The organism is Citrobacter sp. LST-B2 (assembly GCF_057983045.1).
The window spans coordinates 1,535,801-1,551,386 of record NZ_CP192598.1 but is presented as its reverse complement, the minus strand read 5'-3'; the positions used below and the strand labels follow the sequence as shown (position 1 = coordinate 1,551,386).

12 protein-coding genes and 7 tRNA genes are annotated in these 15,586 nt (G+C 53.7%); 18 read left to right on the top strand and 1 reads right to left on the bottom strand.

From position 1 onward, the window contains the following. The first annotated feature begins 192 nt into the window (after positions 1 to 192). The 12 genes from nagB to ACQ0PY_RS07215 all read left to right on the top strand — a co-directional run bounded on the left by nagB (position 193) and on the right by ACQ0PY_RS07215 (position 7,123). On the top strand, positions 193 to 993 hold the full coding sequence (gene nagB, locus ACQ0PY_RS07270; protein WP_043001402.1) for a glucosamine-6-phosphate deaminase: 801 nt from the start codon (positions 193 to 195) through the stop codon (positions 991 to 993). 59 nt (positions 994 to 1,052) lie between these two features. Then, on the top strand, positions 1,053 to 2,201 hold the full coding sequence (nagA, locus tag ACQ0PY_RS07265; RefSeq protein WP_043001403.1) for an N-acetylglucosamine-6-phosphate deacetylase: 1,149 nt from the start codon (positions 1,053 to 1,055) through the stop codon (positions 2,199 to 2,201). Between the two features lie 8 nt (positions 2,202 to 2,209). Continuing rightward, positions 2,210 to 3,430, top strand: a complete 1,221-nt coding sequence (gene nagC / locus ACQ0PY_RS07260) for a DNA-binding transcriptional regulator NagC (protein WP_044266370.1) — start codon at positions 2,210 to 2,212, stop codon at positions 3,428 to 3,430. 46 nt (positions 3,431 to 3,476) lie between these two features. Beyond that, complete coding sequence (nagD, locus tag ACQ0PY_RS07255) at positions 3,477 to 4,229, top strand: ribonucleotide monophosphatase NagD (protein WP_042320681.1); 753 nt, start codon at positions 3,477 to 3,479, stop codon at positions 4,227 to 4,229. A gap of 254 nt (positions 4,230 to 4,483) precedes the next feature. After that, a complete protein-coding gene (gene asnB, locus ACQ0PY_RS07250; RefSeq protein ID WP_054176137.1) occupies positions 4,484 to 6,148 on the top strand; it encodes an asparagine synthase B in 1,665 nt (554 codons plus the stop codon). 223 nt (positions 6,149 to 6,371) lie between these two features. Beyond that, a tRNA-Met gene (locus tag ACQ0PY_RS07245) sits at positions 6,372 to 6,448 on the top strand. A gap of 8 nt (positions 6,449 to 6,456) precedes the next feature. Further along, positions 6,457 to 6,541, top strand: a tRNA-Leu gene (locus tag ACQ0PY_RS07240). A gap of 23 nt (positions 6,542 to 6,564) precedes the next feature. After that, a tRNA-Gln gene (locus ACQ0PY_RS07235) sits at positions 6,565 to 6,639 on the top strand. 36 nt (positions 6,640 to 6,675) lie between these two features. Beyond that, positions 6,676 to 6,750: transfer RNA gene (locus ACQ0PY_RS07230), tRNA-Gln, on the top strand. 15 nt (positions 6,751 to 6,765) lie between these two features. After that, a tRNA-Met gene (locus tag ACQ0PY_RS07225) sits at positions 6,766 to 6,842 on the top strand. A 47-nt stretch (positions 6,843 to 6,889) separates the two neighbouring features. Further along, positions 6,890 to 6,964: transfer RNA gene (locus ACQ0PY_RS07220), tRNA-Gln, on the top strand. An 84-nt stretch (positions 6,965 to 7,048) separates the two neighbouring features. Next, positions 7,049 to 7,123: transfer RNA gene (locus ACQ0PY_RS07215), tRNA-Gln, on the top strand. A 95-nt stretch (positions 7,124 to 7,218) separates the two neighbouring features. On the opposite strand, the gene ubiF is transcribed toward ACQ0PY_RS07215, so the two are convergent. After that, a complete protein-coding gene (gene ubiF, locus ACQ0PY_RS07210; RefSeq protein ID WP_109740009.1) occupies positions 7,219 to 8,394 on the bottom strand; it encodes a 3-demethoxyubiquinol 3-hydroxylase in 1,176 nt (391 codons plus the stop codon). A 145-nt stretch (positions 8,395 to 8,539) separates the two neighbouring features. Between ubiF and miaB the strand changes: the two genes are divergently transcribed. From miaB to ACQ0PY_RS07180, 6 genes are all read left to right on the top strand, one after another. Further along, positions 8,540 to 9,964 carry a tRNA (N6-isopentenyl adenosine(37)-C2)-methylthiotransferase MiaB gene (miaB, locus tag ACQ0PY_RS07205; protein WP_043001407.1) on the top strand — a complete coding sequence of 475 codons (1,425 nt, stop codon included), beginning with the start codon at positions 8,540 to 8,542 and terminating at the stop codon, positions 9,962 to 9,964. 188 nt (positions 9,965 to 10,152) lie between these two features. Further along, positions 10,153 to 11,202 carry a PhoH family protein gene (locus ACQ0PY_RS07200; protein WP_043001408.1) on the top strand — a complete coding sequence of 350 codons (1,050 nt, stop codon included), beginning with the start codon at positions 10,153 to 10,155 and terminating at the stop codon, positions 11,200 to 11,202. Continuing rightward, positions 11,199 to 11,666, top strand: a complete 468-nt coding sequence (gene ybeY / locus ACQ0PY_RS07195) for an rRNA maturation RNase YbeY (protein ID WP_061070379.1) — start codon at positions 11,199 to 11,201, stop codon at positions 11,664 to 11,666. Before ACQ0PY_RS07200 ends, ybeY begins: the two co-directional genes overlap by 4 nt. A 98-nt stretch (positions 11,667 to 11,764) precedes the next feature. Continuing rightward, on the top strand, positions 11,765 to 12,643 hold the full coding sequence (gene corC / locus ACQ0PY_RS07190) for a CNNM family magnesium/cobalt transport protein CorC (RefSeq protein WP_043001410.1): 879 nt from the start codon (positions 11,765 to 11,767) through the stop codon (positions 12,641 to 12,643). A gap of 23 nt (positions 12,644 to 12,666) precedes the next feature. Further along, complete coding sequence (gene lnt, locus ACQ0PY_RS07185) at positions 12,667 to 14,205, top strand: apolipoprotein N-acyltransferase (protein WP_044256589.1); 1,539 nt, start codon at positions 12,667 to 12,669, stop codon at positions 14,203 to 14,205. Between the two features lie 379 nt (positions 14,206 to 14,584). Then, the gene (locus tag ACQ0PY_RS07180) at positions 14,585 to 15,493 is read left to right on the top strand and encodes an amino acid ABC transporter substrate-binding protein (protein ID WP_043001412.1); all 909 of its coding nucleotides are present in this window, start codon (positions 14,585 to 14,587) and stop codon (positions 15,491 to 15,493) included. Positions 15,494 to 15,586 lie beyond the last annotated feature (93 nt).

Below are 15,586 nucleotides of genomic sequence, written 5' to 3'. Positions count from 1 at the left end.
AAAAGCGTGTTTTTTGTGAGTTTAGTCACCAAATATCGTTATATTCACTCCCTTTTACTGGCTATGTGGGAAAACTTATTTTATCATTCAAAAAATCAAGACAGATTGACCCAACTGATGCATGCCAGGTTACGCTTTGCCATGCACCTGCACAATCCGTCAACGGCTTACATTTACTTTCTGAGGTGAAGAATGAGACTGATTCCCCTGACTTCCGCTGAACAGGTCGGCAAATGGGCGGCACGCCATATCGTTAATCGCATCAACGCGTTCAAACCGACAGCCGATCGTCCGTTTGTTCTGGGTCTGCCGACAGGCGGCACGCCGTTGACAGCGTATAAAGCCTTAGTCGAAATGCACAAAGCGGGCCAGGTTAGCTTCAAACACGTCGTGACGTTCAATATGGACGAATATGTCGGCTTGCCAAAAGAGCATCCGGAAAGCTACTACAGCTTCATGCATCGCAATTTCTTTGACCATGTTGATATTCCAGCAGAAAATATCAACCTGCTCAACGGCAACGCGCCGGACATCGACGCCGAATGCCGTCAGTATGAAGAAAAGATCCGTTCCTACGGTAAAATCCACCTGTTCATGGGGGGTGTCGGCAATGATGGTCATATCGCCTTTAACGAACCGGCTTCGTCGCTGGCTTCTCGTACCCGTATCAAAACCCTGACGCATGACACCCGTGTGGCAAACTCCCGTTTCTTTGACGGCGACGTGGATCAGGTACCGAAGTACGCGCTGACCGTTGGCGTGGGTACCCTGCTGGACGCTGAAGAAGTGATGATTCTGGTGCTGGGTTCACAGAAAGCGCAGGCACTGCAGGCTGCGGTGGAAGGCAATGTGAACCACATGTGGACCATCAGCTGTCTGCAACTGCATCCGAAAGCGGTTGTGGTGTGCGATGAGCCGTCCACAATGGAACTGAAAGTTAAGACACTGAAATATTTCAACGAGTTAGAAGCCGAAAATATCAAAGGTCTGTAATGTAGTCTCCGCCCTGTTTTATGTTCAGGGCGGCATTTTTTTTGAAATCGGGGGTCGGAATGTATGCTTTAACCCAGGGCCGGATCTTCACCGGTCACGAAATTCTTGATGACCATGCGATTGTTGTCGCCAATGGCCTGATTGACCGCGTTTGTCCTGTGGCAGAACTGCCGCCAGAGATCGAACAACGTTCAGTGAACGGGGCCATTCTTTCCCCCGGCTTTATCGATGTCCAGCTCAACGGCTGCGGCGGCGTGCAGTTTAACGACACGGCAGAAGCCGTCACCGTTGAAACGCTGGAGATCATGCAGAAGGCCAACGAGAAATCGGGCTGCACCAACTACCTGCCTACGCTGATTACCACCAGCGATGATCTCATGAAGCAAGGCATTCGCGTGATGCGTGAATACCTGGCCAAACATCCGAATCAGGCGCTGGGTCTGCACCTGGAAGGCCCGTGGCTGAACCTGGTGAAAAAAGGGACGCACAATCCGAGCTTTGTCCGTCAGCCTGACGCTGCGCTGGTCGATTTCCTGTGCGATAATGCCGACGTAATCACCAAAGTGACGCTGGCGCCGGAAATGGTTCCTGCGGAAGTGATCAGCAAGTTGGCGAATGCCGGGATTGTAGTCTCCGCCGGGCACTCCAACGCCACGCTGAAAGAAGCGAAAGCCGGGTTCCGTGCAGGTATCACCTTTGCTACACATCTGTTCAATGCGATGCCTTATATCACCGGACGCGAACCGGGCCTGGCAGGTGCGATTCTGGATGAAGCTGATATCTATTGCGGCGTGATTGCCGACGGTCTGCACGTTGACTATGCCAATATCCGCAACGCCAAACGGCTGAAAGGCGACAAACTGTGCCTGGTGACGGATGCGACTGCGCCGGCAGGGGCAAATATTGAACAGTTCATTTTTGCTGGTAAAACAATATACTACCGCAATGGACTCTGTGTAGATGAGAACGGGACGCTGAGCGGTTCATCACTAACCATGATTGAAGGCGTGCGTAATCTGGTTGAACATTGCGGTATCGCACTCGACGAAGTGCTGCGCATGGCGACCCTCTACCCTGCGCGTGCCATCGGTGTTGAGAAACACCTCGGCAGTATCGCGGCGGGTAAAGTGGCGAACCTGACCGCTTTCACACACGACTTTAAAATCATCAAGACCATCGTTAATGGTAACGAGGTCGTTACTGAGTAAGAGAAAGTATGACACCAGGCGGACAAGCTCAAATAGGTAATGTTGATCTCGTAAAACAGCTTAACAGCGCGGCCGTTTACCGCCTGATTGACCAGCATGGGCCAATCTCGCGGATCCAGATTGCCGAACAAAGCCAGCTTGCCCCCGCCAGCGTAACCAAAATTACGCGTCAACTGATTGAACGCGGACTGATCAAAGAAGTCGATCAACAGGCCTCCACCGGAGGCCGCCGCGCCATCTCTATCATCACCGAAACCCGCAGTTTTCACGCCATTGGCGTGCGTCTTGGCCGCCACGACGCGACCATCACCCTGTTCGACCTGAGCAGCAAAGTGCTGGCGGAAGAGCACTATCCTCTGCCCGAACGGACGCAGGAAACGCTGGAACACGCGTTGCTCAACGCCATTACCGCTTTTATTGACAGCAATCAGCGCAAAATCCGCGAGCTCATCGCCATTTCCGTGATTCTGCCGGGGCTTGTCGATCCGGAAAGCGGCAAGATCCACTATATGCCGCATATTCAGGTGGAGAACTGGGGACTGGTTGAGGCACTGGAAAAACGGTTCCTCGTCACCTGTTTTGTCGGTCACGATATCCGCAGTCTGGCGCTGGCAGAGCACTACTTTGGTGCAAGTCAGGATTGCGAAGACTCCATTCTGGTGCGCGTCCACCGCGGAACAGGCGCCGGAATCATCTCTAACGGGCGAATTTTTATTGGTCGTAACGGCAACGTTGGCGAGATTGGTCACATCCAGGTTGAACCATTGGGCGAGCGCTGCCACTGCGGCAACTTCGGTTGTCTGGAAACCATTGCTGCAAACGCGGCGATTGAACATCGCGTTCTTAATCTGCTCAAGCAAGGTTACCAGAGCCGTGTTCCGCTGGAAGACTGCACGATCAAAACCATCTGCAAGGCGGCAAATAAGGGCGACAGCCTGGCTTCTGAGGTGATCGAGCACGTCGGGCGTCATCTGGGCAAAACCATTGCGATCGCCATCAACTTGTTTAATCCACAAAAAGTCGTGATTGCCGGTGAGATCACCGAAGCCGATAAAGTGCTGTTACCCGCCATTGAAAGCTGCATTAATACGCAGGCGCTGAAGGCGTTTCGCACGAATTTGCCCGTGGTGCGTTCTACGTTGGATCACCGCTCAGCCATCGGTGCGTTTGCGCTGGTAAAACGCGCTATGCTCAACGGTATTTTGCTCCAGCATTTGCTGGAAAACTGATGCGCTCTTATAGTATCGGATTAATAACACATCTCCTGGGTAGTTCATGACCATTAAGAATGTCATTTGTGATATCGACGGCGTGCTAATGCACGACAACGTCGCCGTACCGGGTGCGGCGGAATTTTTGACTGGCGTAATGGAAAAAGGCCTGCCGCTGGTGCTGTTGACCAATTACCCGTCGCAGACCGGCCAGGATCTGGCGAACCGTTTCGCGACGGCTGGCGTCAATGTGCCGGACAGCGTGTTTTATACCTCGGCAATGGCGACCGCCGATTTCCTGCGTCGTCAGGAAGGGAAAAAGGCATATGTGGTCGGCGAAGGCGCACTGATCCACGAATTGTATAAAGCCGGTTTCACCATTACCGATGTAAACCCGGATTTCGTTATCGTTGGCGAGACCCGTTCCTACAACTGGGACATGATGCACAAAGCAGCTTACTTTGTGGCAAACGGCGCACGCTTTATCGCCACCAACCCGGACACTCACGGTCGCGGGTTTTATCCGGCCTGTGGCGCGCTCTGTGCAGGTATCGAAAAAATCTCTGGTCGTAAACCGTTCTACGTTGGTAAACCCAGTCCGTGGATCATTCGCGCGGCGTTAAATAAAATGCAGGCGCACTCGGAAGAGACGGTCATTGTCGGCGATAACCTGCGCACCGATATTCTCGCGGGCTTCCAGGCGGGACTCGAAACCATTCTGGTGCTCTCCGGCGTTTCCACGCTGGATGACATCGACAGCATGCCGTTCCGCCCGAGCTGGATTTATCCCTCCGTCGCCGAAATCGACGTTATTTAACCCAGACCACGTCCCAGGACGTGGTTTTTCATTTTCGTCTTCTGAAAAAATCACACCATTCAACAAAAACGGCAAAAAACTGATAATTCATCAATGAATATGCTCAATACGTAATCTTTTTTCACCATTCAGCAATAGCCATTGCGTTTTTTCTTTTTCAGACCGCAAACCCCTTGCGCCTCTTGTTTCTTTGCGGCATTTTCTTTAGCAAGCAAACACAAAAAGCATTACGCAACAGGTTAACGGAGAAGGTTATGTGTTCAATTTTCGGCGTATTCGATATTAAGTCAGATGCAGGTGAACTGCGTAAAAAAGCGCTTGAGCTGTCACGCCTGATGCGCCATCGCGGCCCGGACTGGTCCGGTATTTATGCCTGTGATAAGGCCATTCTGGCCCATGAACGTCTGTCGATTGTCGACGTCAACGCCGGTGCGCAGCCGCTGTATAACGAAAAGAAAACCCACGTGCTGGCCGTCAACGGTGAAATCTATAACCACCAGGTGCTGCGTGCAGAATATGGCGATCGCTACGCGTTCCAGACCGGCTCTGACTGCGAAGTGATCCTCGCGCTGTATCAGGAAAAAGGCGTAGAGTTTCTTGACGACCTGCAAGGGATGTTTGCCTTCGCGCTGTATGACAGCGAGCAGGATGCATATTTGATTGGTCGCGACCATATCGGCATTATCCCGCTGTATATGGGCTACGACGAATTCGGCAACCTGTATGTGGCGTCAGAAATGAAAGCGCTGGTGCCGGTGTGCCGCACCATTAAAGAGTTCCCGGCGGGGAGCTATCTGTGGAGCAAAGACGGTGAAATCCGTCAGTACTATCAGCGTGACTGGTTCGATTTTGACGCGGTAAAAGATAACGTTACCGACAAAAACGAACTGCGTCAGGCGCTGGAAGATTCCGTCAAAAGCCACCTGATGTCAGACGTGCCTTACGGCGTGCTGCTCTCTGGCGGCCTGGACTCTTCCGTTATCTCAGCGATCACCAAAAAATTCGCCGCCCGTCGTGTCGAAGATGACGAACGTTCTGAAGCCTGGTGGCCGCAACTCCACTCCTTCGCCGTCGGTCTGGAAGGCTCTCCGGATCTGAAAGCCGCGCAGGAAGTGGCGAACCATCTGGGGACCGTACACCATGAGATTCACTTTACGGTACAGGAAGGGCTGGACGCGATCCGCGACGTGATTTATCACATCGAAACCTACGATGTCACCACCATTCGCGCCTCCACGCCGATGTACTTAATGTCGCGTAAGATCAAGGCGATGGGCATCAAAATGGTGCTGTCTGGCGAAGGGTCGGATGAAGTGTTCGGCGGCTATCTCTATTTCCATAAGGCGCCAGACGCCAAAGAACTGCACGAAGAGACCGTACGCAAACTCCAGGCGCTGCACATGTTCGACTGCGCCCGCGCCAACAAGGCGATGTCGGCCTGGGGGGTGGAAGCACGCGTCCCGTTCCTGGATAAAAAATTCCTCGACGTGGCGATGCGCATCAACCCGGAAGATAAAATGTGCGGCAACGGCAAGATGGAAAAACATATCCTTCGCGAATGTTTTGAATCCTATCTGCCGGCAAGCGTCGCATGGCGTCAGAAAGAGCAGTTCTCCGACGGTGTGGGTTACAGTTGGATCGACACCCTGAAAGAGGTGGCCGCTAAGCAAGTTTCCGATCAGCAACTGGAAACCGCCCGCTTCCGCTTCCCGTACAACACACCGTCCTCAAAAGAAGCGTATCTGTACCGCGAGATCTTCGAAGAGTTGTTCCCGGTACCAAGCGCCGCAGAATGTGTACCGGGTGGCCCTTCCGTCGCCTGCTCTTCTGCTAAGGCGATCGAATGGGACGAAGCGTTCAAAACCATGAACGATCCATCCGGTCGCGCAGTGGGTGTTCACCAGTCCGCTTATCAATAAGCCACGCTGATGAAAAAGGGCCTTTCGGGGCCCTTTTTTGATCCTGAAAAACGGTTCAGAAAGCGATTAATAACCAATAATTGCCGAATATTGCGCCACGCTGTTCGCAACCTAACCAAACAGTCACATTCCGGGCGTTTTCGATGAAAAAGGGGTTGACGCTTCAAGGCTCAATACGCATAATGCGCCCCGCAACGCCGATAAGGTAAGCGCGAAAAAAGAGGGCTACGTAGCTCAGTTGGTTAGAGCACATCACTCATAATGATGGGGTCACAGGTTCGAATCCCGTCGTAGCCACCATCTTTTTTGCGGGAGTGGCGAAATTGGTAGACGCACCAGATTTAGGTTCTGGCGCCGCAAGGTGTGCGAGTTCAAGTCTCGCCTCCCGCACCATTCCCATAAAAGCGTTGCACGGATGGGGTATCGCCAAGCGGTAAGGCACCGGTTTTTGATACCGGCATTCCCTGGTTCGAATCCAGGTACCCCAGCCATTTTTCTTCGAGTTTGCGGATTACCGCGACGGTCATTGGGGTATCGCCAAGCGGTAAGGCACCGGTTTTTGATACCGGCATTCCCTGGTTCGAATCCAGGTACCCCAGCCATCGAAGAAACACCCTGGCTACGTAGCTCAGTTGGTTAGAGCACATCACTCATAATGATGGGGTCACAGGTTCGAATCCCGTCGTAGCCACCATATTCAGAACACGTTAGTTTCTTTAAACGGGTTCAAAAACAATTTGTTGGGGTATCGCCAAGCGGTAAGGCACCGGATTCTGATTCCGGCATTCCGAGGTTCGAATCCTCGTACCCCAGCCAAATTTCAAGATGTACTGCACTATTGGATATCTCCAGGCTGTAAAGCACCGGGCTGAGTCCGGCGCGAGATAACCGACATACGATTGGGGTATCGCCAAGCGGTAAGGCACCGGATTCTGATTCCGGCATTCCGAGGTTCGAATCCTCGTACCCCAGCCACATCAGAAAAGCTCGCTTCGGCGAGCTTTTTGCTTTTCTGCTAGTGACCAACGAACAGGCCTGATAAGCGTACCGCCATCAGGCCTTTATCAACGCTACAGCCCTAATGCGTATTTCAGCGCCTGACGTTTTAACACGCCAGCGCGTTCAGCCGCCATTAGTCCAAGGTTACGAATAATTCGCAGCGGCTGCAGATCATTACTGAATCCGGCGTAGAACAGATCCATCCCGCTTTGCATGATGAAGTTATCCGCCATGCGCCGGGTCTGGTAACGTTTCAGAACCTGCTGACTCGCCCAGGCCTCGCCATAACTGCGGGCATTCACCAGCACATCAATCAGCGCATCCACGTCGCGATAGCCCAGGTTTACCCCCTGCCCGGCCAGCGGATGAATGGTGTGCGCCGCATCACCAACCAGCGCCAGCCCCGGCTGCACATATTGTAGGGCATGACGGCGCGTCAGCGGAAACGCACCTGCCGCGACGGGCATCACTTGTCCCAGACGCGCCGGGAAATGCTTCGCGATCTCCGTCTGAAGCTGCGACATACTTAGCCCCTGCAACTGACGGATCCGCGCCGGTGAGTCATACCACACCAGCGATGCCCAGTTATCGAACAGCGGCAGAAACGCGCGCGGCCCCTCCGGCGTAAACTGCTGCCAGGTGCTGTCACCAGGGTCATTCTCGCACTGAACGGTAATCAGCATACAGGATTGCGCATACTGCCAGGCGTGAATGCCAATGCCGGCCATCTGCCGCACCTGCGAATTTGCGCCATCCGCGCCAATCACCAGTTTTGCGGTGATTCGCTCGCCACCGGCCAGTTCCAGCTCATGACGTTCGTTATGGCGATGCAGCGCAATCAGCGAAGCCGGAACCCGCAGCGTCACTTTCGGATGCGCTTCCAGCGCCTGCCAGAGCGCCTGTTGCAGAACGTTGTTTTCAACCATATACCCAAGTAGCGGCAGCTTCAGTTCGCTGGCGTCAAACACCACATGTGCGTTTTCCCACTCCCAGGTTTCCAGTCGACGATAGGGATGACTGCGCATCCCCTGCACGGCATCCCAGACGCCGAGTCCCTTCAGCAGTGAAACCGAGGCGGCGCTGATCGCCGAAATACGCACGTCCGGCTGGCTGTGTGCAACAAACGGCGCAGGCGCGGCGTGTTCAATCACCGTTACTGTGAAGCCGTGTTGTGCCAGTCCCAGCGCCAGTGCGCCACCGACCATTCCCCCGCCGACAATGGCAATTTCCGTTGGTTGATTTGTCATGGTCAATCATCCTGTTGCATGAATAAGACAAGTTTACAGGATTTTTTACCCCTTGAGGCTGATAACGGTCATACTGGTCACCAGGGCAGCAAAGCATTACACTATGCGCCCTGCAATTCAGCCACTATTTCGCAAGAGCAAGTCGATGACCAAAAAACTCCATATTAAAACCTGGGGCTGTCAGATGAACGAATACGATTCATCGAAGATGGCCGATCTGCTGGATGCCACTCACGGGTATCAACTGACCGATGTGGCGGAAGAAGCGGATGTGCTGCTGCTGAATACCTGCTCAATCCGCGAGAAGGCTCAGGAAAAAGTCTTCCATCAGTTGGGCCGCTGGAAGCTCTTGAAAGAGAAAAATCCCGATCTGATCATCGGCGTCGGCGGGTGTGTGGCGTCTCAGGAAGGCGATCATATCCGCCAACGCGCGCACTATGTCGACATTATCTTCGGGCCGCAAACGCTGCATCGCCTGCCGGAAATGATTAACTCCGTTCGCGGCAACCGTAGTCCGGTTGTTGATATTAGCTTCCCGGAGATCGAGAAGTTTGACCGCCTGCCAGAACCGCGTGCGGAAGGTCCGACCGCGTTTGTCTCTATTATGGAAGGCTGCAACAAATATTGTACTTACTGCGTGGTGCCTTACACCCGCGGTGAGGAAGTCAGCCGTCCGTCTGATGACATTCTGTTTGAAATCGCCCAGCTTGCGGCTCAGGGCGTCCGTGAAGTCAATCTGCTTGGCCAGAACGTCAACGCCTGGCGCGGACAAAACTACGACGGTACCACCGGTTCGTTCGCCGACCTGCTGCGTCTGGTTGCCGCCATTGACGGTATCGATCGCATCCGCTTCACCACCAGCCATCCGATCGAGTTCACCGACGACATTATCGACGTCTATCGCGACACGCCGGAACTGGTGAGCTTCCTGCACCTGCCGGTACAGAGCGGTTCGGATCGCGTACTGAATCTGATGGGACGTACCCACACGGCGCTGGAATATAAAGCGATCATTCGCAAGTTGCGTGCGGCACGTCCGGACATTCAGATAAGCTCCGACTTCATCGTCGGCTTCCCGGGTGAAACCACCCAGGACTTCGAGCAGACCATGAAGCTGATTGCTGACGTTAATTTCGACATGAGCTACAGCTTCATCTTCTCTGCACGTCCGGGAACGCCAGCCGCCGATATGGTCGATGATGTGCCGGAAGAAGAGAAGAAACAGCGTCTGTATATTCTTCAGGATCGCATTAACCAGCAGGCGATGGCCTGGAGCCGTCGTATGCTCGGCACCGTTCAGCGTATTCTGGTAGAAGGAACGTCGCGTAAGAGCATCATGGAATTGTCTGGTCGTACCGAAAATAACCGCGTGGTGAACTTCGAAGGCACGCCGGAGATGATTGGTAAATTTGTCGATGTGGAAATTACCGATGTCTGGACCAACTCACTGCGCGGGAAAGTGGTGCGTACCGAAGACGAAATGGGTCTGCGCATTGCAGAAACCCCGGAATCGGTGATTGCGCGAACCCGTAAAGAGAACGAGATTGGCGTCGGGTTCTGGCAGCCTTAATTCTGCTGAAAACGTCAAAATGCCCGATAACGCTGCGCTTATCGGGCCTATAAAATAAGGCTCTTGTATTTCCTCTCTGCGCCCCCATCTTTATTCCAGTGCTTGCGCCTTTCACCCGTGGCGTGAATAATTTCCTGACAGGCCGGTGAATGTTCGCCTTCCGGCTCCCTATGCATAAGAGGAACAGTTTGAACACAGACACTCGCGAAATTACCCTTGAGCCCGCAGACAACGCCCGCCTGCTGAGCCTTTGCGGCCCGTTTGACGACAACATCAAACAGCTGGAACGCCGTCTCGGCATCGAGATTAACCGCCGTGACAACCATTTTAAACTGACCGGTCGCCCGATTTGCGTCACCGCTGCGGCAGATATCCTGCGCAGCCTGTATGTCGATACTGCGCCGATGCGCGGCCAGACGCAGGATATCGAACCGGAACAAATCCACCTTGCGATTAAAGAAGCGCGTGTGCTTGAGCAGAGCGCTGAGAGCGTTCCCGAGTACGGCAAAGCGGTCAATATCAAAACCAAGCGTGGTGTGATTAAACCGCGTACACCTAACCAGGCGCAGTACATCGCCAACATTCTCGACCATGACATCACCTTCGGCGTCGGTCCTGCCGGTACAGGGAAAACCTACCTCGCCGTTGCCGCTGCCGTGGATGCCCTTGAGCGCCAGGAGATCCGCCGTATTCTACTGACCCGTCCGGCGGTTGAAGCCGGGGAAAAACTGGGCTTCCTGCCAGGCGATTTGAGCCAGAAGGTCGACCCGTATCTGCGCCCGCTGTATGACGCCCTGTTCGAAATGCTCGGCTTCGAGAAAGTTGAAAAGCTGATTGAGCGCAACGTGATTGAAGTGGCTCCGCTGGCCTATATGCGCGGACGTACACTGAACGATGCTTTTATCATTCTTGATGAAAGTCAGAACACCACTATCGAACAGATGAAGATGTTCCTGACCCGTATCGGCTTTAACTCGAAGGCGGTGATTACCGGCGACGTCACGCAGATTGACCTGCCGCGCAACATCAAATCGGGTCTGCGCCATGCCGTTGAGGTGCTGGCAGAGGTCGACGAGATCAGCTTTAACTTCTTCCACAGCGAAGACGTCGTGCGCCACCCGGTGGTAGCCCGTATCGTTAACGCCTATGAAGCCTGGGAAGAAGCCGAACAAAAACGTAAAGCCGAGCTGGCTGCCGAGCGCAAGCGTGAAGCTCAGGAACAACAGGAACAGAAATGAGTCAGGTGATCCTTGATTTGCAACTGGCGTGTGAGAACAACAGCGGTTTGCCGGAAGAGAGCCAGTTTCAGGCCTGGTTGAATGCGGTTATCCCGCAATTTCAGGAAGAATCAGAAGTGACGATTCGCCTGGTGGACGAGGCCGAAAGCCACGACCTCAATCTGACCTATCGTGGGAAAGATAAGCCGACCAACGTGCTCTCTTTTCCGTTTGAAGCGCCGCCAGGGATTGAAATGCCGCTGCTCGGTGATTTGATCATCTGCCGTCAGGTAGTTGAACAGGAAGCCCAGGATCAAGGTAAGCCGCTGGATGCCCACTGGGCGCACATGGTCGTCCACGGCAGCCTGCATTTGCTGGGTTACGATCATATCGAAGACGACGAGGCAGAAGAGATGGAATCCCTCGAGACAGAGATTATGCTTGCTCTGGGCTATGAGGATCCGTACATTGCCGAGAAGGAATAAGCGACCGGGCGAATGCCCGGTGGTTTCTGGTGATGCCATGCGCTGAGTTTGCGCGCATTGAGCAAGAGATTAACTAACAAGAGAACCCATACGACGCCATGAGCGACGACAATTCACACAGTAGTGACACGTTAAACAGCAAGAAGGGATTTTTCTCCCTGTTACTGAGCCAACTTTTCCACGGTGAACCGAAAAACCGTGATGAATTGCTGGCGCTGATCCGTGATTCCGGGCAGAACGACCTTATCGATGAAGATACGCGCGATATGCTCGAAGGGGTGATGGACATTGCGGACCAGCGCGTTCGCGACATCATGATTCCCCGCTCCCAGATGATTACCCTGAAACGCAACCAGACGCTGGACGAATGCCTCGATGTCATCATCGAGTCCGCCCACTCGCGTTTTCCGGTGATCAGCGAAGACAAAGATCACATTGAAGGGATTCTGATGGCCAAGGACTTGCTGCCGTTTATGCGCAGCGATGCCGAAGCCTTCAGCATGGAGAAAGTGTTACGCCAGGCCGTTGTCGTCCCGGAGAGCAAACGCGTTGACCGTATGCTCAAAGAGTTTCGCTCTCAGCGTTACCATATGGCTATCGTCATCGACGAATTCGGCGGTGTCTCTGGTCTGGTCACCATTGAAGATATCCTCGAACTGATCGTCGGTGAAATCGAAGATGAATACGACGAAGAAGATGATATCGACTTCCGTCAGCTCAGTCGCCATACCTGGACCATTCGCGCGCTCGCGCCGATCGAAGACTTCAATGATGCCTTCGGCACCAGCTTTAGCGACGAAGAAGTCGATACCATTGGGGGTCTGGTGATGCAGGCGTTTGGTCACCTGCCCGCACGGGGTGAAACCATTGATATCGATGGTTACCAGTTCAAAGTGGCTATGGCCGACAGCCGTCGTATTATTCAGGTTCACGTCAGAATTCCGGATGACTCCCCCCAGCCAAAACTGGACGAATAACACCGAACGGGAAGAAGAACTCAATGGCTTTTGCCTCATTACTTGAACGCCAGCGCATTCGCCTGCTGCTGGCGTTATTATTCGGTGCCTGCGGTACGCTGGCTTTTTCTCCTTATGACATCTGGCCCGCTGCGATTGTGTCGCTGATGGGCTTGCAGGCACTCACCCTGAATCGTCGCCCGCGTCAGTCAGCTGCTATCGGCTATTTCTGGGGACTGGGACTCTTCGGTACAGGTATCAACTGGGTTTACGTCAGCATCGCGCAGTTTGGCGGGATGCCAGGCCCGGTGAACGTCTTCCTTGTGGTGCTGCTCGCGGCATACCTTTCACTATATACCGGACTGTTTGCTGGCGTACTTGCGCGTCTGTGGCCAAAAACCAGCTGGCTGCGGGTTGCCATTGCCGCACCGGTGGTCTGGCAGCTAACGGAATTTCTGCGTGGCTGGGTGCTGACCGGATTTCCATGGCTGCAGTTCGGCTACAGTCAGATCGACGGCCCGCTGAAAGGGCTGGCACCGGTAATGGGTGTCGAAGCCATAAACTTCCTGTTGATGATGGTCAGCGGATTGCTGGTTCTCTCGCTGGTCAGCCGTAACTGGCGTCCGCTGGTGGTCGCCATCGTTCTTTTCGCGCTCCCTTTCCCACTGCGCTATATCCAGTGGTTCACCCTGGAGCCGGAAAGAACAACCCGCGTGTCGCTGGTTCAGGGCAATATCCCGCAGTCGTTGAAATGGGACGAAGGCCAGTTGATGAATACGCTCAAGATCTATCTGGATGCGACGCAGCCCGAAATGGGGAAATCGCAGCTGATCATCTGGCCGGAATCCGCCATTCCGGATCTGGAAATCAACCAGCAGCGCTTTCTGGGCATGCTGGATGACCTGTTGCGTTCGAAGAACAGCTCGCTGATTACCGGTATTGTCGATGCGCGACTGAACAAGCAGAACCGTTACGACACCTACAACACCATCATCACGTTGGGGAAAGACAATCCTTACCGTTATGACTCCACCAACCGCTACAACAAAAACCATCTGGTGCCGTTTGGTGAGTTTGTGCCGCTGGAATCCATTCTTCGCCCCTTAGCGCCGTTCTTTGACCTGCCGATGTCCTCGTTCAGCCGTGGCCCGTACATTCAGCCGCAGCTGCATGCGCACGGTTTAGCACTGACTGCCGCGATTTGCTACGAGATCATTCTGGGTGAACAGGTACGCGATAACTTCCGCCCGGACACGGACTTTCTGCTAACCATCTCCAACGATGCGTGGTTTGGTAAGTCGATTGGTCCTTGGCAGCATTTCCAGATGGCGCGGATGCGCTCGCTGGAGCTGGCACGCCCCCTGCTGCGCAGTACTAACAACGGTATTACAGCGGTGATTGGTCCGCAGGGCGAGATTCAGGCGATGATCCCGCAATTTACGCGCCAGGTGTTAACCGCCGATGTAACGCCAACAACAGGCTTAACGCCATATGCTCGCACTGGCAACTGGCCGCTGTGGTTCCTGACCGCGCTGTTCGGTTTTGCCGCCGTGTTAATGAGTTTGCGTCAACGTCGTAAATAATCGATTTCTCCCTGCATCAGGCCGGATAACCGCGCTTACGCGTCTTATCCGGCCTACCATTCTCCATCCTCTTCTTCCATTCTGGCACGCCTATTGCTTTGTTAACAAAGGCAAACCTGTTTTTGGCGTTCAGCGCAACGTCGTCGCACTAAAGCAGTTCACCGGTAGCACCGAAACGGTGCAACGAGGGATTTTTGCCTCTAAACGGTGCGGCGCACTTCGCAAAAATAAACAATAACGCAGCAATATCTTTACATTAAGCCAGACTAAATGTTAACAAACAGGTAAAACACTGCACGCTTAAGTTGCAGGTGATAACAACACAGACACTCACAATAGGTATCACTGCGTCGACGGCGCAGACGATAAGGAGTTGGATATGCAATTACGTAAGCTAGCCGCAGCAATGCTGGTAATGGGAATGTCAGCCGGTCTGGTACATGCGGAAGATGCGGCCCCTGCCGCAGGCAGCACGCTGGACAAGATCGCCAAAAACGGCGTTATCGTCGTCGGTCACCGTGAATCCTCCGTGCCGTTCTCTTATTACGACAATCAGCAGAAAGTGGTGGGTTATTCTCAGGATTACTCCAACGCCATCGTTGAAGCCGTGAAGAAGAAGCTGAACAAGCCCGATCTGCAGGTGAAGCTGATCCCGATTACGTCGCAGAACCGTATTCCGCTGCTGCAAAACGGCACTTTCGACTTTGAGTGCGGGTCCACCACCAACAACCTTGAGCGCCAGAAACAGGCCGCTTTCTCTGACACCATCTTTGTCGTCGGCACCCGTCTGCTGGCGAAAAAAGGCGGCGACATTAAAGACTTCCCGGACCTGAAAGGCAAAGCGGTTGTTGTCACCTCAGGTACCACCTCTGAAATTCTGCTGCACAAGCTGAACGACGAGCAAAAAATGGATATGCGTATCATCAGCGCTAAAGACCACGGTGACTCTTTCCGTACCCTGGAAAGCGGTCGCGCCGTTGCCTTTATGATGGATGATGCCCTGCTGGCCGGTGAACGCGCGAAGGCGAAGAAACCGGACAACTGGGAAATCGTCGGCAAACCACAGTCTCAGGAAGCTTACGGCTGCATGCTGCGTAAGAACGATCCTGAGTTCAAAAAGCTGATGGATGACACCATCGCCCAGGCGCAGACTTCAGGCGAAGCCGCGAAATGGTTTGATAAGTGGTTCAAAAATCCGATCCCACCGAAAAACCTGAACATGAACTTCGAACTGTCGGACGAAATGCAAGCGCTGTTCAAAGAACCGAATGATAAAGCACTTAACTAACTAGAACGAAATGGGGCGGGAACTCCTTGCCCTCTCGATTGCTATGCAGCACGGACAGACTATATGCCTGATGGTCGTTCCCCATCAGGCCTG

Coding starts and splice junctions, on each gene's coding strand:
- nagB (WP_043001402.1), top strand. CDS start 193: ATGAGACTGATTCCCCTGACTTCCGCTGAACAGGTCGGCAAATGGGCG.
- nagA (WP_043001403.1), top strand. CDS start 1,053: ATGTATGCTTTAACCCAGGGCCGGATCTTCACCGGTCACGAAATTCTT.
- nagC (WP_044266370.1), top strand. CDS start 2,210: ATGACACCAGGCGGACAAGCTCAAATAGGTAATGTTGATCTCGTAAAA.
- nagD (WP_042320681.1), top strand. CDS start 3,477: ATGACCATTAAGAATGTCATTTGTGATATCGACGGCGTGCTAATGCAC.
- asnB (WP_054176137.1), top strand. CDS start 4,484: ATGTGTTCAATTTTCGGCGTATTCGATATTAAGTCAGATGCAGGTGAA.
- ubiF (WP_109740009.1), bottom strand. CDS start 8,394: ATGACAAATCAACCAACGGAAATTGCCATTGTCGGCGGGGGAATGGTC.
- miaB (WP_043001407.1), top strand. CDS start 8,540: ATGACCAAAAAACTCCATATTAAAACCTGGGGCTGTCAGATGAACGAA.
- ybeY (WP_061070379.1), top strand. CDS start 11,199: ATGAGTCAGGTGATCCTTGATTTGCAACTGGCGTGTGAGAACAACAGC.
- corC (WP_043001410.1), top strand. CDS start 11,765: ATGAGCGACGACAATTCACACAGTAGTGACACGTTAAACAGCAAGAAG.
- lnt (WP_044256589.1), top strand. CDS start 12,667: ATGGCTTTTGCCTCATTACTTGAACGCCAGCGCATTCGCCTGCTGCTG.
- ACQ0PY_RS07180 (WP_043001412.1), top strand. CDS start 14,585: ATGCAATTACGTAAGCTAGCCGCAGCAATGCTGGTAATGGGAATGTCA.